General features: G+C 48.6%; 28 protein-coding genes. 7 read left to right on the top strand and 21 right to left on the bottom strand.

From position 1 onward, the window contains the following. Window position 1: 1 nt before the first annotated feature. Complete coding sequence (locus AC04MQ_RS01170; RefSeq protein ID WP_015089604.1) at window positions 2-1,483, bottom strand: ABC1 kinase family protein; 1,482 nt, start codon at window positions 1,481-1,483, stop codon at window positions 2-4. 67 nt (window positions 1,484-1,550) lie between these two features. Then, window positions 1,551-4,139: a ribonuclease R gene (gene rnr / locus AC04MQ_RS01165; protein WP_475390688.1), complete on the bottom strand. Its 2,589-nt coding sequence runs from the start codon at window positions 4,137-4,139 to the stop codon at window positions 1,551-1,553. A 313-nt stretch (window positions 4,140-4,452) separates the two neighbouring features. On the opposite strand from rnr, the gene AC04MQ_RS01160 reads away from it, so the two are divergent. Both AC04MQ_RS01160 and AC04MQ_RS01155 read left to right on the top strand, forming a co-directional pair. Then, the gene (locus AC04MQ_RS01160; RefSeq protein ID WP_015089606.1) at window positions 4,453-4,767 is read left to right on the top strand and encodes a BrnT family toxin; all 315 of its coding nucleotides are present in this window, start codon (window positions 4,453-4,455) and stop codon (window positions 4,765-4,767) included. Continuing rightward, entirely contained in the window at window positions 4,739-5,008 is a 270-nt protein-coding gene (locus AC04MQ_RS01155; RefSeq protein WP_015089607.1) for a BrnA antitoxin family protein, read from the top strand. The genes AC04MQ_RS01160 and AC04MQ_RS01155 overlap by 29 nt, the downstream gene beginning before the upstream one ends. A 35-nt stretch (window positions 5,009-5,043) precedes the next feature. On the opposite strand, the gene AC04MQ_RS01150 is transcribed toward AC04MQ_RS01155, so the two are convergent. Both AC04MQ_RS01150 and AC04MQ_RS01145 read right to left on the bottom strand, forming a co-directional pair. Beyond that, entirely contained in the window at window positions 5,044-6,099 is a 1,056-nt protein-coding gene (locus tag AC04MQ_RS01150) for an outer membrane beta-barrel protein (protein ID WP_148278666.1), read from the bottom strand. Window positions 6,100-6,256: 157 nt separating this feature from the next. After that, a complete protein-coding gene (locus AC04MQ_RS01145; RefSeq protein ID WP_475390685.1) occupies window positions 6,257-6,583 on the bottom strand; it encodes a hypothetical protein in 327 nt (108 codons plus the stop codon). 20 nt (window positions 6,584-6,603) lie between these two features. Between AC04MQ_RS01145 and AC04MQ_RS01140 the strand changes: the two genes are divergently transcribed. Continuing rightward, window positions 6,604-7,671 carry a hypothetical protein gene (locus AC04MQ_RS01140; protein ID WP_475390683.1) on the top strand — a complete coding sequence of 356 codons (1,068 nt, stop codon included), beginning with the start codon at window positions 6,604-6,606 and terminating at the stop codon, window positions 7,669-7,671. Window positions 7,672-7,766: 95 nt separating this feature from the next. On the opposite strand, the gene AC04MQ_RS01135 is transcribed toward AC04MQ_RS01140, so the two are convergent. Together AC04MQ_RS01135 and AC04MQ_RS01130 are read right to left on the bottom strand one after the other, a co-directional pair. Then, window positions 7,767-8,030 (bottom strand): CopG family antitoxin, encoded by a 264-nt coding sequence (locus AC04MQ_RS01135; RefSeq protein WP_475390681.1) that lies wholly within the window; start codon window positions 8,028-8,030, stop codon window positions 7,767-7,769. Next, window positions 8,011-8,301 (bottom strand): BrnT family toxin, encoded by a 291-nt coding sequence (locus AC04MQ_RS01130; protein ID WP_475390679.1) that lies wholly within the window; start codon window positions 8,299-8,301, stop codon window positions 8,011-8,013. Before AC04MQ_RS01130 ends, AC04MQ_RS01135 begins: the two co-directional genes overlap by 20 nt. Before the next feature lie 342 nt (window positions 8,302-8,643). On the opposite strand from AC04MQ_RS01130, the gene AC04MQ_RS01125 reads away from it, so the two are divergent. After that, a complete protein-coding gene (locus AC04MQ_RS01125; protein WP_041576871.1) occupies window positions 8,644-9,276 on the top strand; it encodes a response regulator transcription factor in 633 nt (210 codons plus the stop codon). Window positions 9,277-9,315: 39 nt separating this feature from the next. Here the strand turns inward: AC04MQ_RS01125 and AC04MQ_RS01120 are convergent, their stop codons facing one another. Next, entirely contained in the window at window positions 9,316-10,221 is a 906-nt protein-coding gene (locus tag AC04MQ_RS01120) for a hypothetical protein (protein WP_475390677.1), read from the bottom strand. Window positions 10,222-10,386: 165 nt separating this feature from the next. Beyond that, window positions 10,387-10,566, bottom strand: a complete 180-nt coding sequence (locus AC04MQ_RS01115; RefSeq protein WP_088566413.1) for a hypothetical protein — start codon at window positions 10,564-10,566, stop codon at window positions 10,387-10,389. 234 nt (window positions 10,567-10,800) lie between these two features. Here AC04MQ_RS01115 and AC04MQ_RS01110 point away from each other — a divergent pair, with 234 nt between their 5' ends. Beyond that, on the top strand, window positions 10,801-11,598 hold the full coding sequence (locus AC04MQ_RS01110) for an EamA family transporter (protein ID WP_475392009.1): 798 nt from the start codon (window positions 10,801-10,803) through the stop codon (window positions 11,596-11,598). Here the strand turns inward: AC04MQ_RS01110 and AC04MQ_RS01105 are convergent. Both AC04MQ_RS01105 and AC04MQ_RS01100 read right to left on the bottom strand, forming a co-directional pair. Continuing rightward, the gene (locus AC04MQ_RS01105) at window positions 11,595-12,737 is read right to left on the bottom strand and encodes a sensor histidine kinase (RefSeq protein WP_475390674.1); all 1,143 of its coding nucleotides are present in this window, start codon (window positions 12,735-12,737) and stop codon (window positions 11,595-11,597) included. The genes AC04MQ_RS01110 and AC04MQ_RS01105 overlap by 4 nt on opposite strands. Continuing rightward, complete coding sequence (locus tag AC04MQ_RS01100) at window positions 12,727-13,389, bottom strand: response regulator transcription factor (RefSeq protein WP_475390672.1); 663 nt, start codon at window positions 13,387-13,389, stop codon at window positions 12,727-12,729. Before AC04MQ_RS01100 ends, AC04MQ_RS01105 begins: the two co-directional genes overlap by 11 nt. Before the next feature lie 204 nt (window positions 13,390-13,593). Here AC04MQ_RS01100 and AC04MQ_RS01095 point away from each other — a divergent pair, with 204 nt between their 5' ends. After that, entirely contained in the window at window positions 13,594-14,103 is a 510-nt protein-coding gene (locus AC04MQ_RS01095; RefSeq protein ID WP_015089615.1) for a hypothetical protein, read from the top strand. 73 nt (window positions 14,104-14,176) lie between these two features. Here the strand turns inward: AC04MQ_RS01095 and AC04MQ_RS01090 are convergent, their stop codons facing one another. The 6 genes from AC04MQ_RS01090 to AC04MQ_RS01065 form a co-directional block, all read right to left on the bottom strand. After that, the gene (locus tag AC04MQ_RS01090) at window positions 14,177-15,883 is read right to left on the bottom strand and encodes a hypothetical protein (protein ID WP_475390670.1); all 1,707 of its coding nucleotides are present in this window, start codon (window positions 15,881-15,883) and stop codon (window positions 14,177-14,179) included. Between the two features lie 17 nt (window positions 15,884-15,900). Beyond that, window positions 15,901-16,311 (bottom strand): hypothetical protein, encoded by a 411-nt coding sequence (locus tag AC04MQ_RS01085; protein ID WP_475390668.1) that lies wholly within the window; start codon window positions 16,309-16,311, stop codon window positions 15,901-15,903. A 191-nt stretch (window positions 16,312-16,502) separates the two neighbouring features. Beyond that, a complete protein-coding gene (locus AC04MQ_RS01080; RefSeq protein ID WP_475390666.1) occupies window positions 16,503-17,090 on the bottom strand; it encodes a hypothetical protein in 588 nt (195 codons plus the stop codon). A 10-nt stretch (window positions 17,091-17,100) separates the two neighbouring features. Next, window positions 17,101-18,117, bottom strand: a complete 1,017-nt coding sequence (locus tag AC04MQ_RS01075) for a serine hydrolase domain-containing protein (RefSeq protein ID WP_475390665.1) — start codon at window positions 18,115-18,117, stop codon at window positions 17,101-17,103. Continuing rightward, on the bottom strand, window positions 18,114-18,989 hold the full coding sequence (locus AC04MQ_RS01070) for a hypothetical protein (protein ID WP_475390663.1): 876 nt from the start codon (window positions 18,987-18,989) through the stop codon (window positions 18,114-18,116). Before AC04MQ_RS01070 ends, AC04MQ_RS01075 begins: the two co-directional genes overlap by 4 nt. Beyond that, entirely contained in the window at window positions 18,980-19,528 is a 549-nt protein-coding gene (locus AC04MQ_RS01065) for a DUF5819 family protein (protein ID WP_475390661.1), read from the bottom strand. The genes AC04MQ_RS01070 and AC04MQ_RS01065 overlap by 10 nt, the downstream gene beginning before the upstream one ends. 228 nt (window positions 19,529-19,756) lie before the next feature. Here AC04MQ_RS01065 and AC04MQ_RS01060 point away from each other — a divergent pair, with 228 nt between their 5' ends. Further along, on the top strand, window positions 19,757-20,191 hold the full coding sequence (locus AC04MQ_RS01060; protein ID WP_475390659.1) for a cupin domain-containing protein: 435 nt from the start codon (window positions 19,757-19,759) through the stop codon (window positions 20,189-20,191). Window positions 20,192-20,235: 44 nt separating this feature from the next. Here the strand turns inward: AC04MQ_RS01060 and AC04MQ_RS01055 are convergent, their stop codons facing one another. Genes AC04MQ_RS01055 through AC04MQ_RS01035 form a run of 5 tightly spaced genes read right to left on the bottom strand, consistent with a single transcriptional unit; the run spans window position 20,236 to window position 25,684 of the window. Then, window positions 20,236-21,306, bottom strand: a complete 1,071-nt coding sequence (locus AC04MQ_RS01055) for a hypothetical protein (RefSeq protein WP_475390657.1) — start codon at window positions 21,304-21,306, stop codon at window positions 20,236-20,238. 14 nt (window positions 21,307-21,320) lie between these two features. Then, window positions 21,321-22,193 (bottom strand): ABC transporter permease, encoded by an 873-nt coding sequence (locus AC04MQ_RS01050; protein ID WP_475390656.1) that lies wholly within the window; start codon window positions 22,191-22,193, stop codon window positions 21,321-21,323. Next, a complete protein-coding gene (locus AC04MQ_RS01045) occupies window positions 22,194-23,222 on the bottom strand; it encodes an ABC transporter permease (RefSeq protein WP_015089625.1) in 1,029 nt (342 codons plus the stop codon). It lies immediately after the preceding gene. After that, the gene (locus AC04MQ_RS01040; RefSeq protein ID WP_475390654.1) at window positions 23,219-24,703 is read right to left on the bottom strand and encodes an ABC transporter ATP-binding protein; all 1,485 of its coding nucleotides are present in this window, start codon (window positions 24,701-24,703) and stop codon (window positions 23,219-23,221) included. The genes AC04MQ_RS01045 and AC04MQ_RS01040 overlap by 4 nt, the downstream gene beginning before the upstream one ends. Beyond that, window positions 24,704-25,684 (bottom strand): BMP family lipoprotein, encoded by a 981-nt coding sequence (locus AC04MQ_RS01035; protein WP_475390653.1) that lies wholly within the window; start codon window positions 25,682-25,684, stop codon window positions 24,704-24,706. Window positions 25,685-25,827: the final 143 nt, after the last annotated feature.

Below are 25,827 nucleotides of genomic sequence, written 5' to 3'. Positions count from 1 at the left end.
ATCAGGGTTTTCTAATATAATTGAGAAACGCAAACATACCCAGGAAGCCTGCGATGATATAGCCGATAAAGCTCACTGTCGGCATCCCGGCAATATGGCTGACGGTATCGTGCACATATACAAATGAAGCACTCATGATCAGGGCTGCGATGATCACACCCAGGAACAGCAGGTTGGAAGAACTTTCCACCGAGCGTTTCAGTTCTTTGATTTCAATCACATTCAGCTTGAAGGCATGATCCGGGCTGTTCACCTTGCGCAGGAAGAAGTTCAGCTGGCGGGGAAGGGCATTCAGGAATGTTTTGGATTCCCGGGCCATTTGCGACATGTCGTTCAGGATTCTTTCCGGGCCGAAGTGGGTTTTAGCCAGATCACCGGCAAATTCCAAAGAGTACTGAAGGAAGTCAAAGTCCTTATGAATCTTGCGACCCATGCCTTCGATGGAAACAATCGACTTGAAGAACAGCATCAGGTCGGTAGGCACCTGGATGTGGTGACGGGCGGCAATCCCGGAAGAGCGCATCAGCACTTTGCCCAGGTTTACGTTTTTTAGTGTCAGTCCAAAATAGGGCGCAATCAGTTCGCGCAGGTCCTTGGCAAAGATATCAATGTTCACGCGGTCAGTGAACGGCGCCAGGTCCACGTATTCATAGGCCAGACGTTCATAGTCTTCACGCGAAAGGGCCAAAAGCATATTGGCAATGGAAGCTTGCGTGCGCGTGTTCAAGCGGCCCACAACACCAAAATCAATCAAGCCGATTTTGTTTTCAGGCAGAACAAAGAAGTTTCCAGCATGCAAGTCACCGTGGAACAAGCCGTCTTCAAAGACCATCTTCAGATAGGCCTTCAAACCCCGGCGAATGACTTCCTGGGGATCAATGCCGGCTTGTTGCAATGAAGCTTCCTGGCTTAGTGGGACTCCCGGCAGGGCTTCCATAACCAGAACCCGCTCGGTGGTCAGATCCAGATAGACCTTGGGGATTTTGACGTTTTCATCGTCGGCGAAGTTTTCCTGGAAGCGACGGATGTTGTTGGCTTCAACAACAAAGTTGGTTTCCAGCTCCAGAGTGCGGAAGTATTCATCCACGATGCCCACAGGATTGTATGTGCGGGTTTCAGGGATATAAGTGACCAGCAATTCAGCCAGCAGATAAAGGACATTCAGGTCGTCGTTGATGGTCTGAATGATTCCCGGGCGCTGAACCTTGATGACAACGCTTTCGCCGGTGCTAAGGCGGGCGCGGTGCACTTGCGCAATGCTGGCAGAACCCAGAGGCTCTTGTTCGATGGTTTCAAATTTTTGGTAAAGGGAGTTTCCGAATTCCTCGCGCAGAACGGTTTCAACCGTTTCGAAGGACAGGGGCTGCACGCGATCATGCAGCTTTTCAAATTCAGTGACATATTCATCCGGAACCAGATCCGGACGGGTGGCAAGCAGTTGTCCCAGTTTTACGAAAGTGGGACCCAGTTCCTCAAAACTCATTCTCATCCGCTCTGGCGTCGAAAGTTGTTCGACGTCAGAGCTTGCGTTCAAACGCTGGATGATGAACTTACCGAGTTTTACCTTTTCCGCGACCTGGTGAAACCCGTGTTTTGCGAACACCCCCACGATCGTTCTCAGTCTTGCCGCGTTTTTTAGGGTCTTTCCGATCTGGCGTCCGGTGTTTAAGGCTGTCACTATTCTTCTCCGAATAGCCGTCATTATCCCGGAGTTTAGACTGTTCGGCAAACATCAATTTTTTACTGAGCTTTGGTTTGTCTGCAGCGTCCCCGTTGGCTTGTTCGCGGTATCTCTCTGGACCAAGGATCATCTCGAGCAAAGTCTTGTCAGGTCCGCGCTTTTCGCCTTCGTCGGAACGAGGTTTAAAGCTTTGGGCTTTTTCCACTTTGCGCAGCTTTTCTGCCGGGCCTTCCGGGGAATCCTTGCGGGCATCACCAAAGAAACGGGATTTGCCGGGCTTTTGCTTGAACCTGTCCGGACCTTCCTCGCGGAAGTTTTTCTTGCCGAACTCTTTCTTTTTGCCAAAGTCCTTTTTCTCGCCGTCTTTTGCGCCCTTTTTACTGACGTATTTTTCGGAACGATCGAACTCGCGATCCTGATGTTTCTTTTTCCCGTGGGCAATATGATCTTTCGGTCGTTTTTCACCATGCAGGCGTTTTAGAACCGCAGATGCAGATCTTTCCGCCGGGGTTCTGGTGTCGTCGTCGTGCTCTTCTTTTTCAAGTCCGGCCACGGCAAAGTTGATCTGGCCTTGCTCCGGATCAGCAGCAACCACCTGAATGCGGATGCTGTCGCCGATCGAATAAGCAAAACCAGAACGTTTCGCCACCAGACGCAGATTTTCTTCATCGAATTCAAAGCGTTCACCACCCAGATCGTCCAGGCGCACCAGACCATCGATGTCGTATTCACGAAGCAATACAAACACACCGAACTTCGCCACGGAGCTGATCATTCCGTCGAATTCCTGGCCCACGAACTTCTGCATGAAGCGGGCTTTCTTGATGGACTGTACCTGACGTTCTGCTTTGGTGGAGCGTTGTTCAGCTGCGGAAAGAATGGTTCCGGCGGTAGCCAGATCATCTTCGCTCATCAGGCGGTACCGTGAATTTGGCATCACCTGGGTTTTAAGCAGGCGATGCACGATCAGGTCCGGATAACGACGAATCGGGGATGTGAAGTGAGTATAAAACTCAAAGCCCAGACCGAAGTGGCCGAGGTTATTCATGCTGTACTTGGCCTGACTCATGGATCGCAGGGTCAGGATGTTCAGGATCTGTGCTTCCGGACGGCCTTCAAACTCTTCCAGCGCTTTGGTCAGGCGCTTTTGCAGTTTTCCGCTGCCCAGTTTGGTTTTGCCACCGAAATTCGCCAGATACTTTTCCAAAGTGCGAATCGCCATTTCATTTGGCGGTTCGTGGATGCGGTACAAAGCGGGGATTTCACGACCGTGCAGGAATTTTGCGACAGCGACGTTCGCTGCCAGCATCATTTCCTCAATCAGGCGATGGGCAAACAGACGCTCAGAGCGCTGAATGTCCACGGGAACGCCGGCCCCGTCGATAACCAGTTCGGTTTCCGGGATTTCCAGATCCAGGGATCCTTCTTTAAAGCGTTTGGCCATCAGAATCTTTGCAAGATCAGAAAGGCGCAGGATGTGCTCTTTAACGTGTTGGTGTTTTTCAACCTCGTTGCCGTCAATGATTTCCTGAGCTTCACCGTAGGTGACACGCGCTTTGCTTTCCATCACGGCTTCATAGAAGTCGGACTTAACAAGCTCGCCCGTGAAATCAAACAGCATCTCTGCAACCAGGCACAGGCGTGGCACATGAGGATTCAGGGAGCAAAGTCCGTTACTCAGGACTTCCGGCAGCATCGGCACCACAAAGTTCGGCATGTACACAGACGTGCCGCGCTCATAGGCGTCTTTGTCGATGGCGGTGCCGACTTTTACGTAGTGACTGACGTCAGCGATCGCGACGTAAAGCAGGAAGCCCTCGTTCAGAGTTTCCACATAAACGGCATCGTCAAAGTCTTTGGCGGTGGCGCCGTCAATTGTGATCAGGGCTTTGTCGCGCAGATCGCGGCGCCCTTTGAAGTCTTTTTCGTCAGGAACTTCGGTGAAGTGTTCGGCCTCTTCCAAAGTGGCTTTTGAAAACTCCAGTGGAATGTTGTTGGCGCGAATCACACGTTTCAGGTCAGTCAGGGGATCCATGGCATCACCGATGATTTCGGTGACTTTGCCCGTGAACGGTTTGCCGTCGTCGGGATAGCTGGTGATTTCGGCAGCGACAAGTTCCTTGTCTTTGGCTTGCATGGAGTCTTCGATCTTGATTTTCAGATCCTGACCCCAGCCCTTGCCTTCATCGCGAATCAGGCCGGTGCGCTCGTTCATTTTGAAGAAGCGGCCCACCACAGTTTTGGTTCCACGATGCAGAACACTGACCAGCTCGCCACGGAATCTTTCACCACCTTTTTCAGGGGTGACCTCCACCGAGACCTTATCATTGGTCATGATGCCTTCCATGGAGTGGCGGGGAATATAGACGTCGGGGTGTTCTTTGTCGTCGGGGATGAAAAATCCAAATCCGTCAGGATGTCTTTTGATGGTGCCGTTGAGGATTTTTTTCTTTTGCATTACAGGCTGTATTTCCTTTTATTTGAGATTAGCACAAGTTGCGCAGGCTTAAAGTAGAATTCTTTAGGCGACAAAATCGTCGTCGAAGTCCTGTTAATGTCAGCAATACTTGTGAATGAACAGATTGGTAAGATTCTCTGAGATTTATGAAGAGGTCAGAGAAAAGATTGGTACTTCATTTATAGCTGAGTTTTTCTAATAAGACAAATCTCGAAATTGTCCGCCGGACGTATCTCTTAAGTTGCCGATTATATTTAACTTATTTCTGAATATGGTGCCGGTCTTGCAGCCCTCTTGGCGAAAGGGTTGATATATGGTATATACAGAAATAGAGGGGTTTGAATGGGACCAAAAAAAGGCTCAGGCGAACTTTGAAAAGCACCGGCTTCGATTTGAAGAGGCTATTAAGGCCTTTGACGATCCCTATGCTTTGATTGATGAAAGTTTAAAAAGAAGTGTGGGTTCAGAAAGCCGGGCGGTTTTGATTGGTGAAGCCGACGGTCGTATTGTCGTAGTCGTGGTTTTCACTCTGCGAAGGCGAGGCAAATCGTTGCGAGTTATTAGTGCGAGGCGTGCCAGCAGAAAAGAAAGGAAACTTTATGAAGAAGCAAAAAGATTTTCGTTTTGATAAGGCCCGTCGAGTCAGCCCGAAGGAGACCGAGGTCTTTAAAAAGGCGATTGAGACTACTTTGGGAGTCAAACGACCGGCTCGCGGTCGTCCCGAAAAAGCTGTCGGTGAAAAGTTCCAGCCGATTTCAATTCGACTGCATCCTATGATTATTGCTTGGGCAAAAAAGGAAGGGAAGCGTCGGGGTGTGGGCTATCAGACTATTATTAATGAAGTATTAATGGCCAAAGCTGCTGCGTAGTTGGGGGAGGCCCCCAACTACGAGTTGTGCGGGTACTAGAAGTGCGCCAGTGCGCCCAGGGTCACAACGCTGGCTTTGTCAGTCGCTGCGCCATCGCCATCCACGAAGGCATCTTCGTTGGACATGTCTTGACGGTATTCCACATACAGATTGAAGTTGTCGTTCAGGATAAATTTGTCGGTCACACTGATAGAGTTCACAGTGTCAGCCGCGCCATAACCGATTTCGTTGGCACCGCGGACCATCTCATAACGCAGACCCAGGTTGTTGCGACCTAGACCATAAGTCAGTAGAACGGTGGTAGCGTCAGACCAGTGCAGGCGGTCGCCATCGGGTTTTGTCGTCAATGAATCATAGATCAATGCTGCCAGGAAGTTTTCGGTGATCTGATAAGAGGCCCACACGCTGGAAGACGATCTTTCAGTTTTCACACCTGCTGGGTCATCAGTTCCCAGATAGTAACCTGCAAACCAGGTCAGACCTGCCGCTTTACCTGTTGCAGACAGTTCCGTTGTTTTGGTCGGGGAATAATCTTCACCGAACGCACCGTAAGCAGCTTGGTTATAAGTGGACAGGGTTGCAGTCAGCCAGTCACCGGCAACATACTTCGCGCGCAAACCTTCACCGTAACCAGGTACGATGCTTTGGTAGGCGATGGTTGTGCTGTAGAAAGCATTTTCATACTTCATCAGGGACTCATAGCCCATGGTGGTCAGGAAGCGACCGAAGCCTATATATAGATTAGGCATGGCTTTATAAAAGATCTCTGCTTGGTCCAGCATACCAAAGTTCGCTGTTTTGTTGTCTTCAACACCCGGAGAAGATTCTGCTCTATAAGATGTCGGTGCATAATTCAGGCGGGTCAGGAAGTAAACTTGTTCGGTTTCCTTACTGATCAGCACTTGAGCGTTGCGCAGACGGTACGCTTCATTTGAAACACCATCTGTGTTTTGCATGGCTGTATCTTTAGTGGAAATGAAGCTGTAATCGAAAGCGACCTCTCCATTAACTGTTAAGCCGGAGATTTCTGCGGCTTGCGCATTGAAACTGCCAAGCACCAGCAAAGCGGACAATAGCATTGGGATCTTCACATGAACTCCTTATATATAAGTTCAAAAGTTGGTTAAGTTTGGCTGAAAGGTTAAGACCGAGGTCCGGTTGTGTAACGTAAAATGTTTGTAAAGCTAGACCTTGATCCAGCATTCCAGACCTAAATGGAGCTTTTGCGTCAATTGTCATTTCCACATTTTATTTTGGACCAACAAACAGCAGACAATTCACAACTATGCATCTTTCCCGAGGAAAAATTCGTGGTTTTACTTTTTCAATGAAAGCCGCTACTGGCGCGAGTTTGATTGGAATAAAAACTTTATAAAACGGGATTTTTAAGCGCTGGTACTTGGTAACAAAGTCCTGTGGAGTTGAAGTCACAGTCTTGATGCGTCTTTCGACTTTTTTGGTGGGTTGAAAACTTACCGAAAATTTTTGTTGTTGATCTTGGACTTGGTCCTCATTAGCATTTTTTCTGTAAACGATTAAAGCTTTTAATGGATTTAAAAGTTCATACGATTGCAACGAAACGAAAGGATGCAACAATGAAAAAGATTCTAGTAGCAGCAGCTTTGACTATGGCAGCAGCTCCAGCAGCAATGGCTTCTAAAGCACGTGTAGAGGCTTTGGCTAACTCACGTCACGTTTTGGATTTCCAAACTGCGTTTGACAGACCTTACCAATTCATGGCGCTTTCTGAACAAGCGACTATCGAATGGGGTGGTACTGGTAATGCAACTCCTCACGCTGAAGGTGGTTTCGTAAAACGTCACGGTGACGATTCTGCATTCGGTGCTTACTTCGGTCGCCGTTCTGCAGATTTCTCTACTGCAATTGATACAGCTAACGCTGCTATCGAAGCAGGCGCTCCAGGCAACGGTTTGTTGTTGAAAGAGCAAAACGGTCTGAACCTGTTCTACGCTTCCAAAATGGGCGACTGGACTTGGGGTGTGACTGCGAAGTACTCCAACGGTAAAAACGACGCTATCGAAGCTAAAGCTTCTTCTATGGGCGTTGCAGTTGCAGCTTCCAATGGCACTTGGGACTTCGAATTGGTTCAAGGTTTCACTGGCAAGTCTGAAATGGACAACGGCACAGTTGCTGCTGAAGTTGAATCCAAAGGTTTGACTAACGTAACTGTTGGTTACCACGTATCTCCAGAAATGGAATTCTACGGTAACGTAAAAATGTCCAAAGTTGAAGGCGATGGCGCTTTGGCTGGTTCTGAGGCAGAAACAACTTCCTACAAATTGGGTATGGTTAACACTCTATCCAAAACTGAAGAAGGCAACTTCTTCTACGGTGTAGAAGTAGCTTCTTCTAAAACTAAAGATGTTTCTGAGTCTCTGTTGCTTCCAGTTTACATGGGCGTAGAGCACAATGCAGCTTCTTGGTTGGTTCTTCGTGCATCCGTTTCTCAAAACGTGATCCTGAACGAAACTAAAGACGATGCTTCTGGCGATAAAACTGACCTAGACTCCACTAAAATGGCTGCTGGCGCAGGTATCAAATTCGGTAAGAGCATGATCGATGCTACCTTCTCTGATACAGTTGGTGGTAAAATCGACTCTGACAACTTCTTCTCTCAAGTTGCTTACACTTACACTTTCTAAGACCTAGTCTTAAAAGTGAGAGAACGAAAAGCCCAGGTAACCCCTGGGCTTTTTTGTTTTTCTGCAGCAGAAAGTCTTCCAGGTACGGGGCAAAACTAGGATGCCCGTTTGATCACAAGCTCAATCAGTGCCTTCCGAATCAGTTTCTGATAGTCCGTTTTGTCTCTTGCCGCAAGAGCCTTCAGTTCAGCTAATAAATCAGCCGGAACCCGTAAGGTGATTGTGGTGTCCTTTTTTTTGATCTCCAATGCATAGAGATCCTCCAGCGCATGCCATTGACCTTCGGCAACAAGATGAGAGAGGTCCCGATCCAGTGGGTCCTTCGAGGTCTGTTGTTTTCTATTTGAAGTTCTTTTCATACAACTTCCTTATCTCCTTCTGCCGTGCATATCTAGCGGATATGGGCCGTATCCATAAAGTTCCCTTCGCCGCTCGTATCGTAAAAGCTACAAAAATGAGTCGAGACTCCAGGCTGCCGAAGGCGATAAATCTAGTTTCATCGCTTGAGTGAGAGTCGTCGTGCGTGTAAACAGGCTGGTTCTCAAAGAAGCGCTCGATTTCGGCAAGGGATAGGCCATGTTTGGTAAGTTTGACTGTGTTTCCGGCGTCGAACTCTATCCCAAGTTTCATCTTTAATTTACTCCAGCAAGTGGAAAATGTAAATACGTTTGTAAATACATATCATCATTGAGTAAATTGTCGCTGCAAATGTGATGGAAAGTCTGAGCCGTGGCAGATTTGACCTTGTACAAACACCGTTTCGGTATTCGGACTGGAGCACATCATCCATTCGGGCGATGGATATTTAAGGTCTTTTCTATAAAAATCAAGAAAAACTCAAATAGATTGGCGAGACAAACTCTTATAATGTCTGCTGACTAAGTTGATGTTAGTTTACTTTTTAACATAGCTTTAACAACTAAAGCGTATAACAGATTTCTTTATTGGTAATATTGAACGTTGGAAGGAGCCATGGAGAAAAAGATACTTCTTGTTGATGACAACAAGGATTTCGCCCTGCTTTTTCAGGCTAAATTCAGTCATTTGGGAAAGATTGAGTGTGCTTCCACTTTCGCGGAAGCAAAGCGATTGATCGAAGATCAGTCCTGGGATCTGTTTTTCCTGGATCACACGCTGGATGAACAGACTTGCTTTGAGCTTATTCCGCCGATTCGTGAGCGCAGTCCTCGCGCCTTTATCATGATTGTTTCCGGGAATGCTGACAAGGACATGGCTATTCGTGCGGTTAACAGCGGCGTCAGCGGTTTCCTGGAAAAACCTATCAATGAAGGGGACCTGCAAAGCCGCCTTGCCGCTATTGGCTGGTATGAAGCGCACATCTCGTTGGATGATAAAAACCGCAGCATCTATGTGTCCGGCAACAGTCATGCCCTGACAAAAGTGGAATACATGATTCTACGAATTCTAATGGATAAAAAGAATCAACTGGTCACGCGTATTGAACTGGAAGAAAACATCTGGGGCGGACGCCACATCGTGAAGAACTCTCTGGACACTCACTTGTATAATCTGAAGCGAAAGGTGCCGGAGCTTAAAGGACGGCTGTCCTCGATTCATGGGACTGGATACCTGCTGAAGATCTGATGAAAAACCCCACTCCGAAAGAGCGGGGTTTTTTTGATTTTATTTGCTTGCTTGTTGAGTGAAGCAAATGTCTTTCGCCGTAGGGCCGGCGGCGGTAGAGCCATCAGCATATTTCAGCGTGATCGAGCCACCTTTCAAGCAGCGGTCCGCTTCATCAAAGTTGTAACCTGAAGAGGCAATGCTCAAAGTGACCAGGCCTTTTCCTTCTTTATAGATCTGGACGTAGCCTGTTGCAGTCGATGCTGCGCTGGTTTCCGGATCAGTTACTGCCAAGGTCAACCAGAAGGCCATATAACCATTTTCAATTTTAGGTTCAACGGCATTGTTGTAGCCACCATTTTTGTAGTTCATGACCATTGTAGCTTTGGCGATATCAAGGGTCAGGCTTCCGGCTGCATAGCCTTTCGCAATCACAGTTCCAGAGCCGTTTTTCCAGGTGGTGTCGCCTTTGCCTGTCATTGAACCATTGGATTCTGGTGAAGAATCATTGGCATCGGTGGAAGTCAGGCTGGAGTTTTCAATCCAGGTCAAACCTGCAAAGTCGCCATCGGTCTCGGTTTCGGTGCAGTTAACGAATTTCACGCTCAGGTTCTTTTTGAAGCCATCCTGATCCTGATCGACCCAGTCAGATTCAGGAGTGATCGCCTGCATGCAAGAGTCGCCACCACGTGGTTTGTGGAATGCCGGAAGCTGGCTTGTAAATGTGCTGATATCAAATGAGCTCACCGCATTGTTGAGCAAAGTGGTTGTTTGAGCGCCACTGCCGGAGATGGTGTCCATTTCAGCGGAAGTTCCTTTCGCCGCCGTTGGAGGTGCTGTGATACTGGAACTTGGGGCTGCAACATCTCCACTTGCAGAACCGCCACCACCGCCGCCGCCACCCGAGCAAGCTGCCAAAGAAAGAAGGGCCACAGACAACGAACACTTCAAGATTTGAATCTTCATCAAATTAATCTCCTATATGTTTGATGGAATACTCATGTTAGGGCGCAGTGATTTGAGTTGGCCATTCAAGAGGATTTCAATCGAAGACCAGTGGTCCAGAAAAGGGAAAACCCAAGCCCTGGGGGGAAGGCTTGGGTTTGGGGGAACTTGAATTAAATTAGCTAATTACTGAATGCCAGAGTTTGTAGCAGTCTTAACAACCTTCACAGTCGGGGAAAATTTGGACTGAGAAGCTGTGTGAGCGTGACGGCCCATGTTTGCTTTGTCTGCACATTTAGTAGCACCGAAAGAAGCTGTAGCTGACATTGTGATGATTGCTGCTGTGATGATTTTAGTGAATGTCATTTTGAACTCCTTTGTAACAAGCGGTATACATACACCTATTGCTATGATCGTGCCATGGTGGGTGTTTAAAGATGAGAATCCATCGACCTGCTGTCAGGCACTTAGCAAGCGCGATTCTCAGTGTGAGACCGGCCTGACACTTTCGGCCCAAGAGCGCGCGCACCTGTTAGAAAAGTGACGGAGAACCCTTGAGTGCAACCGCTGTATAAATCCATCTATCTCATTTTGATCGCCATGCTTTCCATTCAGTTTGGCGCTTCGGTGGCCAAGGGGCTTTTCCCGGTGGCGGGACCAGCGGGAACCACAGCGTTGCGGGTTTTCATTTCGGCATTGATTCTTGTTTTGGTGATGCGCCCATGGAAAGAAAAATTTACAGCACTCGGTCTTCGCAGAATCGCAGCTTATGGTATTTCCCTGGGGCTGATGAATCTTCTGTTCTATTTTGCTCTTGAACGTATTCCTCTGGGAATCGCCGTGGCGTTGGAGTTCACGGGACCCCTGACAGTGGCGCTGTTTTCTTCAAAGCGCATTTTGGATTTGGTGTGGGCGGTGCTGGCGGGTTTGGGTATTTATCTGATTCTGCCTTTGTCTGAAGTCAGTCAGGCGTTGGATATGGTCGGAGTTTTGCTGGCGCTGGCGGCGGGATTCTTCTGGGCTCTTTACATTGTCTTTGGCAAGTCGACAGGGAAAGAAAATTCCTCTTCCGCAACTGCGGCGGTGGGAATGTGTTTTGCGGCGGCGGTGACTTTCCCGGTGGGTCTGTATACGAACTTTGATCAGGTGGTGAATCCATCGTTGTGGATGATGGGGTTTGTAATTGCGATTCTTTCCAGTGCCTTGCCGTATTCACTTGAAATGAAGGCCATGCAAAACATGCCGGCAAAAACCTTTGGAATTCTGATGAGTCTGGAACCGGCGTTTGCGACGATGATCGGAATTTTGTTCCTGAGCGAATCGCTGATGCCTTCGCAGTGGGTGGCCATCGGTTGTATTATGGCGGCTTCGGCGGGAAGCACACTCACAGCACGTTAAGCGGTCTTTGCGGGAAAGCGCATGGACACGTGCAGCCCTGAAGATTCAAAGCTGATGCGGGCTGAAATGCCAAGGTCATGCAAGTCGGCATGAATAATTTCAAGCCCAATTCCAGAGTTTCCACCTTCGTCCCTGATGTCGGAAGAAAGTGTGCCCGCGTTGTCCTGATAGATCAAAGTTTCATTCTTCCAGAAAACCTTAATGGCTGGTGATGCAGTTTTCTTTCTTTCGAAAGCTTCCATGGAATTGAGCAGCAGATTAAAGAAGACGGACCTTAGCACGTCTTCATCAGACTGAACCATTCGGCTGGGTAATGAGCTGATTTCAATATTTTTCAGACGACGCTCTAAAATCTGACAGGCATTGCCAAAGGCCTGGGAAACACAGACTTCACGGATGTCTTTTTGCGGTTTAGACATCAGATTTACCGAGCGCAGAACATCCCGCACATGCTTCATCTCACTGTTAAGGTTCTGCACCTGGGCTTTGTAGCCCTCAAAGGTCCACTGGCTGGCATCGGCGTTGATGGATTCAAAAAGAAGGATGGGCGAAGACAGCATGCCCTTTACGTCATGAAGCAGACGCTGGGTTTCATGCCCAATGCGACTAAGGCGCATCAGACGTTCTTTTTCTCTTCTGGAGGTATTGATGGCGTACTTTTGAATAATCCAGGTCAGAATGAAGAAGAACAGAATAATCGTGATCCAGTCCTTGCGGGAAGGCGGTGGCACTGTCCAGTTCAATTGATCCTGAAGTTCGTACATCGCAAGGAAACCCAGCATCCCAACGCCAAAGACGGAAGGAAACAGCCATTGTCGTTTGGTTTTGATGAAGGCACAGCCGATGGCACATTGAAGATAGGCCGCTTCGTACAAAGGCAGAAACCACATCATCGAAAGGCAGTACGCAATGCAGGCCACAAAAAGAATGAAACGGGGAGTGTCTGCTTCGGGTCGCCGACTGAAGAAAAAGAAGGCCGATATTCCCAGGGTCAGCAGGATAAAGCCCAGCTTGCTTGCTAGAAAAATGCTTTGCAGGTGGGGTTCCACTCTGAAGACATCCGGATAAATGGTGACCGAAGTCAGCAAAGCCGCGACAAGGGAAACTGCCGCAGGAAAGCTGAATGAATTAATCTTCATAGCAATAGCCGCGTCCGTGAATCACCTGAAGGCTGGTGCGGAATGGAGGAAGCTTGTTTTTTATATTCAGCAGATGCGTATCAAGTGCATTGCGGCTGACGTGGCTTTCACCCCATAAATGCTGGATCAGCTGTTCACGTTCAACCGTGGTTCCGCGATGGCGGATAAAGAAGCTGACAATCTGGGACTGAGTTTGGGTCAGAACGATATCTTCACCGTTGTAACGGACTGTGCGTTTTTTCAGATCCAGTTCGAAGTGACGTCCTTTAATGATATCGCTTTGAGTTCCGGTAGAGACCGCGTTTTCAAGCAGACGCAAAAGATCCGCCAGGGACAGCGGCTTTTCCAGGAAACCAAAGACCTGCAGATTCAAAAATCCAATGGCCATTTTTACGGTGACTTCACCGGTCACCACAATAACCGGTGGCCGCTGTGGATCGGCGTTCAGGGCTTTCAGGATTTCGTGCCCGGTTTCATTTCCCAAATTGAAGTCCAGTAAAATGGCCTGGATGCTTTGTTCTTTCAGGATCTGCTGCGCTTGTTCCAGATTGGCAGCACAGTGCAAACGATAACGCGCCTGAAGAGCCGTAGAAAGGCTTTTCAGGAAAGAGATGTCATCATCGATAGCAAGAATAGGGACCGGGCTGTTCATCAAATTAAAGTATTGAACGTGCCGTAAACGGTTTCAAGTATAATGGATAGCAAAAGCCTGACTGGACGAGATTTGAACTTTTCTTGAATGATTTTCTGCTTAAGCCCGTACGCACTCTGGACGCATTCAATTCTTTTTCAAGCGCATCAAGTTCAAAACGGGAAACTCCGAAAAAATAGGGGCTTCAAACATAGGAGGACGTTTATGTCTTTGGTTATCAAAAGTTGGAAAGTAAATCACAACCCTGCACCGAATGAACCCATGATCTCTATTCAAGGCCGTCAGGCGGGCTTGATTGGCTTTATGCTAAGTCTGGTGGGCATGGACCCCACAGTGAAATTCACCCTGAGCAACGGAAAGGTGACATACACCGCGTCTTCCTGGGGCGGCACGCGCCGTGTGGTGATTCCGGTTTCAAAAGTCTGCACAGGCTATTTTGGCTACACTCGCCCGTGGAAAGAGGCATTGGTGATCGGAATGTGTCTGCTGCCGGTGTTTGGTATCGGCCTTATTGCCGGTCCGTTGTATTATTTCCTTAATAAACGACTGGAATTCGGCGTGCGTGCGACTTCCGGTGAAGGATTCCCATTTGCCTTTCAGCGCAGCGTGATTGAGGGGCAGAATATTGATGAACAGGCCGGTCATACTATTTTGGACATGATTGAAAAGCACGTCCAAGAACACAACCAGATGCCGATGGCCCGAGCGGCTTAAAAAACAAAAGACCCGGTTCGCACCGGGTCTTTCTCCTTGATTCTAGTCGCGGAAATGCTGAACAAGCCGCACACTATTTGGTATTGAGAGATCTTCCGTGTTTGCCTCTGGCATATTCGGCGAAACTTAGGAAGGTGCTTTTTACTTCTTCAGGAGCTTCTTTGGAGGGAGCTTCGTGGATCGGGGAAAGCAGCGAGTCTGGGCCCCAAAGAATCCTGGAGGAAATCTCCTCAATTGGAGCTTCGAAGAGGTCATTCATCTTGAGATAGTAGGAGTTTGTTTCGTCAGTAAAGTACCCCAACGCTCGTTCATCGCCGTAAGTCTCTCCTTTTATAGGGAAAAAGGTCTTTTTCAGGAATGACCCTGTAATATACAACTTCGTTTTTTTGTTTTTTGAAAATTCTGGAACACCCCCAATTGCGCTCTGAAGATATATCTTTTCCAGCGGGCTGAAGCTGACCCCAAAATGTTGTGCGAGTTCATACGAGGTGTCAGAACCTCTGACTATCAGTAAAAGTTCTTCATCAGAAAGATTAAGCGTTCTGACGTGATCTGGAAACTTGGTAGAAGTATTACTTTTTAAAAGTAGAACAAAACTCTCGAGGGAGGAAAGCTCGATGGTTGCTGAATGCTCTTTTCGAGCGGCAGTAATTCCTTTAAGTATTTCTTCGGACTGCTGTGCATTGGGGATAATGTCATTCTGTGAAAGGTAATTAAACAGAGATGAAGACTCGCGGCTTTTTAGTGTAGAGATAATTTCCTGGGATTTCCAGTGAGGTCGCAGGGATTCAGCAAGAGGGCGAGAATTTTCTCGAATGAACTTTTCAAGATCATAGTCAATGTCTTTAGCCAACGCCAAGCTATAAAAAATTAGGGACTTATCATTGAAGGCATAGGTGGCCATTTCAAATAGTCGGATATCATTTCTTTTGACAGCGGATGTGAAGGTTACTAGCGCACTACTTCTGGTAATGCCTTTCGAATTATTTGATAGCAAATTGTTGCTAATAGCGGCTTTGAAGAGCTGAATTTCCTCGTTGGAAATAGGGGCTGACAGGTAAGAACGATTGATGGTCACTTGTTGATACGATTGGTCTAGTCTGCAACGCTCAAGTATGCTCATAGTGTGAGAGTTGAATCTTTTTGATCTTAGAGAAAGTGTTACAGCATCATCGCTGCAAACAGTCGCAAGGCTCAGCTTTTTTGTGAGCGCATCAAAATAGCTGGAAAATTCATATTTTGAAAGATGATCTGAATCCGCAAAGATGTAGATCTTCTTTTCCGCAAAGTCAGGATTTATTAGATCTACGTTAAGTAGTGAATTTGAAGTTAGATTGTTTAATCTTATAAGTGGACTGATTTTATAGTTCTTTAAGGTCCTGGCAAAATTGGTGGCCCATGGAGTGAACTCCTGAAACCGGTGTTTCTTGTTTGTCGTATCAGTTTCTCTGACTAAGTTAGTAACGGTTTCTACGATACTTTCAAAAATGACAGTATCGCCGGGAAGCAAAGTGCCTTCGGCCTGTTTCCGTTTGAAGTTCAAAATTGACGTACATAAATCTTCTTCATTCGAGCTGGTACTTAGAGATAAAAGTGTTTGGAAGTCATCAATAAACAGGTTGGTCGAATTAGCGCATAAAATTGCTTTGCTGGTGCCGTTATTCAGCGTGTTGATTTGGTATTTTTCTTTCTGTTCGTCGCCTTTTTTGAATGAGCATGCGCCGACCACATGGATGATCGAGAAACTTGCAAGTAGCTTTATAAAGTTACGCATGCTCATTTAATCCTCTTTAATAATTAGTAACGAAGCTCTTCGTGAACGCGAAGTCCGCGAATGTCATTGCGTTGGTCCATTCTGCTCAGACTATTGAATGAATCATCGAGTTGTGCTGATAGATCCTGAATTGCACGGATGTCTTGGGAGGATTTGAGGTTGTTAAGTCTTGCCGTCGCATCAGCTGCGGTTGCCTCAGCTGCTTTGGATAGTTCCACCTGATCTGCATCTTTCATTGCTCTAATTTTGGAAATCTTTTCGCGGACTTCATTTGAAATTTCTTCGATTGGGTTTAAGTTTTGACGTTCTTTCCAATCCTGTTCAGCAGCATAAGTCTTGGTAATTTGGTTTTCATCCTCAAAGCTCAAAGCCATCGCTTTAACAGAACCCAGAACCATAATGATAGCCATCGCCAATACAATCTTCTTTTTCATGCTCTCTCTCCTTAATAAAAGTTTTTCTCCAACTTTGAAGAGTGCGAGCTTTGTGCCCCGGTCAAACCAAGCCTGGAAGAACTGGGCGTCTAAAGATATGACAGAGGCCTTGCAACGGCATACAGCTGTAAACGAGGGTTTCAGAATGAGACAATAAGAAAAGCCCGCTTTTGGCGGGCTTTTAGGGGAGCTTAGTTCTGGTAGTTTCTTTGAATATCAAAGTCTCTTTCGTCATACCTCCGGATGTCCTTGTTCGGATCGCCAAAGACTTTTCGCATGCTGTATTCAGCCGCTTTGTAAGCAACTGTTCCGGCGACAGCAGTTCCCACAGCAGCCGGTGTCAGCGCTACGGGGCCGATGTCGCGTCCGCCAACTTTCGGTTGATCGGCCGGCAATACGGGTACAGTGCCGGGACGAATATCAAAATATTCTTCCTGAATATAACGATCACTCGGGCCGTTACCAACATAGCGATCCCAAACATACTCCACAACGGAAGCGGCGGCTCCGGCTGCTGCGGCGGCAACAAAGGCATTGGCGTTAATGCCTTTGGGGTCCATCTCAGAATACTTGTCCAGTGAAACCAAGACAGGTCTTCCTAAAATTTCTTCCAGTTTGCGGTCGCCCAGTTCCTGCCGGAGTTCTTTAAGTCGTTCTTTCACGACAATGGGTGGAACAAAGCCGCCTGCAGGGCGGGTGACCGGGCTGCACAATTGAGCGTGCGCGGTTGAAGAGACAAGAACCAAGCCGGCCAGTGCCCCAGTGATAAACTTTTTCATTTTTTCCTCCTTAGTAAAGGTATTGTTCAAATACTTCGGCCCTGTCGGACCAGTGTTTTATAAATTTATAGTTGTCAGTCAGAATCACGATCTTCAAATCTGATTCAGGAATCACCGCGACCAGCGAGTAAAACCCCGGTGTCGCCCCATTGTGCCAGTAAGCCTGATAAGACTGCTTTTCAGAGCGCACCCAGCCCAGTGAGTAGTGCTTGTCCTTGTTCAGCAGTGGCAGCGTCTGTCGCTGCTGTCCCAGCCACCGCATAAGATCCAGGGCGGAAGACTTGATGCCTCCGGCACCAGCGGATTTATACAAAGAACTTTCCTTGTGCAGCTGCCACTGTATTGAGCTTCCCGGTATCAGTGCATATGCCGGAAGTCTGTCACCTTTTTGAATCGCGGCCGTTGTGGAAGTGGGCACGTGATTCTGCAGGATTTGGGAAAAGTTTTTCTGCTCAATGATTTCCAGAACCCGGGACAGAACCAGATATCCAAAGTTGGAATATCCGAATTCTTCCCCGGGTGCTGATTTCAGGTCCTTGTCTTCCAGAACCAGTGTGTCGATATCCTGCAAGTTCCAGTCAGCACTCATGGAGCGTTTTAAAAAGCTTACCAGGCTCAGATCCCGGCCAAAGCCGGACTTATGATCCAACAGCTGTTGAAGAGTGATCTTCTGCAAGTCTCCGGCGCAGAAGTTTTTCAGCCAGTGGCAGACCGGGGTGTCGAGTTTTAAACCCTGCTGCGACTTGTGAAAGTAAATCAAACCCACAAAGGACTTCGATATGCTGGCGATGGGATAAACCTTATTCAGGTCCCCTTCGGCAAACAGCACGTCAGAGCCTTTTTGAATCAGAATGCTTCCGTGAATCAGATTGTCTTTCTTTAGCTCCTGCCAAGTATTCTGCAGATGGATGGCTAATTCACTTTCCTTCACTTTCTGGACTTCGGGGCTGCAGGAAAAGAACTGCAGGCCCACCCAGGAATAGATCAGGACGGTGAAAGTATGGCTCAAAATTTTTCTGAATTTCATGCCCGCACCTTTTTCAGTAAGGATCCAAACAGTCCTTTTTCTTCGTCTTCATAGAAAAAGAAGTAACTTACGCACATGGCGAATCCGAACATGAACAGACCCATCACCAAAGAAATCGAAAGATGCAAAACCGTTCCCATCAGCACGATGTAGGGTCTCCAGTTACGCTGCCAGATCAGATAAGGCAGCGAGATTTGAAACAGAACAGTTCCCAACGTCATTGCTGCCAGCAGCAGGGGATAGTTGGAAAGGGTGTTAAAGATCCCGTGGTTGCCGTATTCACTGACTCCCATGGTGTAGTAAAGGGCGACCCCTTTGTTCCACAAAGGCCCCATGACTTTCAAAAGACCGGCGGTAGCGTAGACCAGAGTGACCTGGATTTTGATCATCAGTGCTGCAAGATTCGTCAGGGTGATTGAAAAGGCGGATTGTGTTTCTTTGGTGTTGATGAAGATCAGATAGAATGTCACCAGATGCATCAGGTTGTTACCGCCATCCAAAGTCACATAAGCCTTGTTATCCAGATTCATCATCAGAAAGTAAACCACCGCCGCAGAGGTGCGGGGGGCCTTTTCAAAGAAGGCAAAAGCCGTCGCAACCAGAGTTAGCGCCAGAAAAACGGGATAAGCGTCGGCGAAGGGTCCCCAGTGCAGAAGATTCAAGGATTTTTCCAACAGATTCAGACTGTCGAAATCCTTGGCCGGAATGTAAGCACTGCTGGAATAGAAATAGGCGGCCTTTGTCGCAAGAATGCCGTAGTTGATAAAGGCCCAGGCATACACCAGGCGGCGGGCAAAGCGCAGTGCCTGCAGGGATTTTACTTCCAGATGCAGCTTTAGATAGAATTCTTTCAGTTGCTGAATCAGTTCCATGCGAAGGACTTCTGTTTGATACCGAAGGTAAAGGTTTCGGTACGCACTTCGGTGTTAGAGAAGCGCTTGGAATAGTCTTGAGTGAACACGCGCTGAATTCGCACTTCGGCGGCGGCTTGTTCGCCGCACTGGTCTTGCAAGTATCTTTGCAGGATGTGCAGTTCATCCATGGCAGCGTCTGTTTTTTTTAGAATCTTGCTGTTAAAAATTTCGCGGGCTAAATGTTGCAGAACGTAGGTCTGCTTTCCTTTGGCTGTCACGGGAAGGGACTTGTGGGAATCAAGCAGGTCGTTCAAAGGAAACTTCCAGGCTTGCAGACTGTCGCAACGATAGGACAATTGCAGGCTTGAGGTGGCCGGTTCTGGTGCGAACAGGTGCCAGTTCTGGGTGAAGAACGTTCCCATGTAAGTGTCGACAAAGTTCATATATTGAGGTGTCGCAGGGTTGTTGGGCGCCAGATACAGGGCATGGACTGCCAGATGCAGGCCCAGAATGCCCAGTAATGTCAGTTTCAATGTGTGAAGAGTGAATGCTTTCATTTGAACTCCGTTACTGACTGGAACATTAAGCAGTGGCTGTGCCGGGCTCAGTTTCAATAGGTTCTTTATGAAGGGTCTTTGGTGTGGTTTTGATCTTAAATGCGGGACCTGGTCCAAGAATCTGGAAGAATGCAAACGGGTCTCGGCCAGTGGCGTCCGGCATGGGGTTAGGTCGGAGATTTGAGGGGCTAAGCACTCGGGAGTAGAATGTGTCTACAGGAGGTTATTATGGCTACACAACAAACTTCCGATTCGACCCAGAAACCGAATTCTTCGGCGGGATTTGCGAAGGTCAGCGGAACTCTTTCTTCATTGAATTTTGATTCCGCCGATGAAGTTCGGGAATTTCCAAACGGGCGTCTGGAGCTGGTTCGTTTCGGTGAGGCCGTGGTGGGACGTGCCACCTTGCAGCCAGGCTGGCGCTGGTCCAAATCAGTGAAAGAGATCGCGCAAACCGACAGCTGTGAAGCTCCGCACTTTCAGTACCATGTTTCAGGAGTACTCAGAATCAAGATGGATGATGGCACAGAAATAGACTGTAAACCCGGAGATGTATCTTTGGTTCCACCGGGACATGATGCCTGGGTGGTGGGTGATGAGCCTGTTGTGATTGTGGATTTCCAGGGAATGATGGACTACGCGATTCAAGCCCACAAACATTAAAAGGAAATGTCCACCGCCAGAAAAGCAGTGGACATTTTTTTGAACTATTTTTTATCTTCTGTTTTCGGAACTTCGATATAGTCCGGAGCCACGAAATCAACTGTGAACGGATACTTGTAGGACTTGTAAGCCCCGATTTTTGGTTTGCCTGCAGAAGCATAGGCTTCATCCCAAAGCGCTGCCAAAAGAACCGCACCACGAGCCATTTCGGTCACGATGATCGGTTTCATTTTTTTGAAGGCCACAGAGGACGGTTGGCGTTCTGCCGCGGTTTTAAGTTCCATGCCTTTTTCTTTCACCAGAGTGGACTTCTTGGTGACCGGATCCATTTTCAGGATCTTTGGAATCTCTTTGTTGGAGATCACACTAAGAACTTTCATTTTCTCAATGGCGGTTTTCGGTTTCATGAATTCCGGATTTTTCATTCCGCGAGCCGCCTTCAGCACCAGATAGTCAAGGTCGCCATCGAACTGGCCAACAACCTGATCTTCAAAGTAAGCATGGATGCCACCGTGACCGGCGGCATAACCGTCATAGTCCGCCGTGGTGTGGAATGGCTGGCAGTTGTCGCCAACAAAGTGACCCATCAGACCCATGGACACGACCATATCATAGGCCAGCTTGTTGTAAGGAAGCTCGTTGTCCTGTTCTTCTTTGAAGTTCGTTGGCGCTTTGGCTTTCGCGAAGTCTTCTTTCAGGCCGGCGATATGGCGCATGAACTGGTCAGCTCTCCACCAGGAAGATCCGAATTCCTGAGGGATGGACTTGATCGTGGAGCCGTCATTTTTGAATTTGTTCGGTTTGCCGGTGAAGTCAGTCATCAGTTGTTTGTAATCAACAGTGATGTCTTTTACATCCAGGCCAATAACTTCGATGTCGATGAAGTGGGTGGAATTACCCAGCTTTGCAGCATCGCCACCAAGGCTTTTCCAGTAAAAATCCGGCATGTTGCACAGGTGTCCCATCATCTGGGGTTTGTGCTGCAGGTATTCTTTCAGGCCCGGTTCTTTCACCAGGAAAGTGGCAACACGGCAAATGGTGTCGTGACCACGGCCACCCCAGGCAAACGCCTGTGAAGATCCAAGAAGAAGCAATGCCAACAGAATATTTCTCATAGAGACCTCGTAAATTATTGGTGACCCAGTGCTTTTGGAGCCCGGCTTTTGCCGATAAAGCCCGCAAGAGCAATGACAGTCACGATGTAAGGTAAAATCTGAACAAACTGAACTGGAATTTCCACACCGCCGATTTGCACGCCCTGCAGACGGATCTGCACGGCATCTGCAAAGGCGAACAACAAACAGGCCGCAAAGGCCGGAACCGGCTTCCATTTGCCGAAGATCAGCGCCGCCAAGGCCATGAAGCCTCGGCCGCCCGTCATCATCGGCGAATAAGACGAAGCCAGGAACAACGAAAGGCTGGCGCCACCCATCGCCGCGAAGGCCCCGCTCAAGGTCACTGCCGACCAGCGGACTTTACGAACACTGACACCACTGGCAGTCAGTGCTTCAGGATTTTCACCGGCAAACAGAATCCACAGGCCAGAACGCGTGCGGAACATCCAGAAGCTGATTGCGGCAACCAAAAGGCCCGCCATCAATAACGGCTCAAAGGTAAAACGGTCTTCCACCAACAAGGCTGGGGTCGATCCCGTGGAGCTGAAAAGAATCTTTGTCACAAACGGGATAAAGCCCATCACAAAAAGATTCACGGCCATACCGGTGATGATCTGATCGGCTTTGAGTTCGATCACAAAAAAAGCATAAACGGCGCCAATAGCAAGACCGGCCAATAAGGCAAAGCCCCAGCCCATCCACGCTGACGCAAAATACTGACCGGCGATCGCACCGGCGAAGGCGCCGATCAGCATGAAACCCTCAAGGGCGACATTGACCACGCCCGAGCGTTCACTCATCAATCCACCCATAGAGGCAAACACCAGCGGAGTCGCCAGGCGCAGGGTGGCCAAAGTCAAAGCCAGAATCCAGGTCATTGTTTCCATTTAACCTTTCCTCCTTTTGATTTTGATCCATTCCCAATAGCCCTGAGCCACCACTCCCAAGATCACCAAAGCCTGGATGATACGAGAAAAGTCGCGGGTGATCGTGGTCGTTTCAAGATCCAGATCTGAAGCGCCCTTATGAAGCGCGCCCATCAGGAAGGCCGCCACGATAATCCCCAACGGATTGTTGCTGGCAAGCAGGGCGACGGCGATGCCGATAAAGCCATAGTCCGGAGAAAAGCCAATACGATATTGTCCGGCACTGCCCAGAACTTCAGACAAAGCAACGAAGCCTGCCATCACTCCGGCCAAGGTCATTGCCAGAATGCGCACTTTCTTTTCCGAAATTCCTGCGCGGTGAGCGGCTTCGGGATTGGAGCCCACTGCCCGCAATTCAAAGCCCCATGTGGTTTTCCAGAGGAATATCCACATCAAAACCGCCAGCACAACCGCAAAACCCAAAGAGGCATTCGCCGGGGTGTCCGGGAACAGACGGGCAATCAGATCATAGTCCTTGAACATGTACTGAGGCGCCACCATGGCCGTTTCAGGATTCTGGGATTCAGGATTGGGAATGATCTTCAGAGTGAACCAGCTGGCAAGGCCTGCGGCGATAAAGTTCATCATGATGGTGATGATGACTTCGTGACTGCCACGCACGGCGCGCAGCCAACCCGCAATCCAGCCCCACAGACCGGCAGCCACAAGACCCGCCAGCAGCGCAATGACTGGAGCCAGCGGGAAAGGAATTTGCGGGAACAGCACACCGATAGCTGCGGTCGTGACCACAGCCATGGTCAACTGACCTTCAGCGCCGATATTGAAAAGACCGGCATGGAAGCCGATGGCAACGGAAAGGCCACAGAAAATCAAAGGCGTGGTGTAAGAAAGGGTCAGTCCCAGATCGTACATGGAGCCAAAAGCACTGCGCACCAGAATCATAAAGACATTCCACGGATTTTCACCTGCGAACAAAGTCAGCAGCAAAGCCAGTGTCAATCCCAGGAAGAAACCAAAGACCCGTTTCAATGTCCACCTCCCATGGCTTTACCAAGGGAAATTTCATTGAAGGCGGAGCGTTTGAACTCGGCCACCAGATGGCCTTTGTAAAGAACAACAATGCGATCAGAAAGGGCCATCAGTTCATCCAGCTCAGAAGAGATCAAAAGCACACCGGCGCCTTCATCACGGCAGCGGCGCAGTTCATTGTGAATAAATTCAATAGCCCCGATATCCACGCCACGGGTTGGTTGAGCGGCGACGATCACATCGGGTTTCTGAGTCAGAGCGCGGGCCACGACAAGTTTTTGCTGATTTCCACCGGACAGTTTTTCAAAAGGCAGATGTTCATCGTGAGGACGGACATCGTATTCTTTCATGATCTCGCGGGTGCGCTCAATCAAAGCGCGGGTTTTCAGCAGCAGGCCGGAATTGAACAGGCCGGAGCGCTGTTGCCCCAGCAGGAAGTTTTCATATACAGGGCGGGAAGGCAGTACGCCGAAACGCAGACGGTCTTCAGGGAAGGCCTGAAGTGTTCCTTCGCGAAGCACCTGCCCCTGAAGGGAGTGTTTGTTCAGTGACTTTTGATCCAGCAAGGCGCGAATCAGAATGTCCTGGCCGTTGCCTTCAACACCGGCCACGCCGACGATTTCGCGGGCATGAACTTTTAAAGAGATATTTTCAATGCGATGGTTCCCCATGGCGGCCGAGAGGTTTTCAAAGTTCAGCAGCACATGGTTGTGGTCCACTGGGCTGGTGCGTTCCTGCGGATTTTGCAAACAGCGTCCGACCATCAGTTCTGCCAGCTCTTCCACGGAGGTTTCGCGGGTTGCTTTGTGTGCGACCATGCGGCCTGCGCGGAAGATGGTCACGGCATCAGACAGGGCCATCACTTCCTTCAGTTTGTGGGTGATGATCAGGATGGTTTTACCTTCAGCTTTCAGCTTGCGAAGATTGGCGAAGAGCTCCTGGACTTCCTGCGGAGTCAGAACCGCGGTGGGTTCATCCAGAATCAGAATCTTTGAATCCTGGGACAGGATCTTCAGGATTTCAATGCGCTGTTGTTCGCCGACGGACAGATCCTCGACTTTGGCATCCAGATCGACCTCAAAGCCATACCGTGCGGCAATGTCATTCAGGCGTTGTCTTTGTTCGGCGCGTGGAAGCAGGGAAAAGGCAGAGCCTTTTTGCTGCAGCAGAATATTGTCCAGGGCCGTGAAGGGTTCGGCCAGCATGAAGTGCTGATGAACCATGCCGATACCGGCTGCCATGGCATCAATCGGGGTTTCAAATGTGACGGGGTTTCCGTGAATCAGAATGTCACCGCCATCAGGCTGATACATTCCAAAAAGGATTTTCATGGCGGTGGACTTGCCGGCCCCGTTTTCACCCACGATAGCATGGATGGAGCCGGAAGGTATTGCGAAAGAGATGTCCGAGTTGGCGCGAACGGCGCCAAAGTATTTGCTGATGCCTTTGAATTCAACCGCCATGGACATGTTAACAGGCACCTATTTCTTTTTGTAGTAATCAGGAACCTGGATCTGGCCAGCGATGATTTTCTTTTTGATCTCTTCGACCTTTTTCTTCATGTCGGCAGTGATCAGTTTTTCGTTGTGCTTGTCCAGAGTGTAGTTCACGCCCTGATTTTTCAGGCCGTAACGAATTTCACCCACCGTGAATTTACCGGCTTGAGCTTCCTTGATGGTGTCATACACCGCCACATCGACGGCTTTCATCATGCTGGTCAGGATCACACCCGGCTTGATCCAGTTCTGGTTGGAATCAACCCCGATGGCAAATTTCTTTTTTTCTTCAGCGGCATCAAAGACGCCGGTGTTGGAAGCACCTGCTGCCACAAAGATCACGTCGCTGCCTTTGGCAATTTGTGCCAGGGCAAGTTCTTTGGCCTTGGCCGGATTGTTCCAGGCCTCGCCGGTCACACCCACGTAGTTTTCAGTGATATTGATTTTCGGGTTTACATATTTGGCACCTGCCACATAACCCATAGAGAATCTGCGGATCAGCGGAATATCCATCCCGCCAACAAAGCCAACCGAGTTGGACTTGGAAGCCATCGCTGCCAGCGCACCCACCAGGAACGAGCCTTCATGTTCTTCAAAAAGCAGTGAGCGCACATTCGGTGCTTTGACATCACTGTCGATAACCGCGAACTTAATTTTCGGGAATTGAGCGGCTACTTTTTTAACCGCTTCCTGCTGGGCAAAGCCCACGCCGATGATCAGATCAAAATTTTTGCGAGCAAAAGCACGGTGCAGATTTTCAATGGCATTGGTATCAGTGGCTTCAACGTACTTCAGGTCGATCTTCAGATCCTGCTCTGCTTTTTTTGCTCCAAGATACGCAGCAGAGTTGAAAGACTTGTCGTCTTTGCCGCCTTTATCGAGAACCAAACCAACTTTTAGGGAATTTGCGTGGGAAAATGTGCCGATTGACAGGAATAACAGCATCGTAACGAAGCTTTTTGCCATTTTTGGACTCCACTAAAACCACTCTTACAGCGATGTCATATGCTGAATAAGAGCATGAAATTACGAAAAAATTCCATTTTTGAATTGGGCTGAAAGTAGGGGAGGCCCCTGTATGAGTCAAGTCATAAGTATGTTTGTGCGTA

This window comes from Bdellovibrio sp. MYbb2, assembly GCF_056175685.1.
Note: the sequence above shows the minus strand (reverse complement) of the source record. Positions and strands in the feature narration are given on the sequence as shown.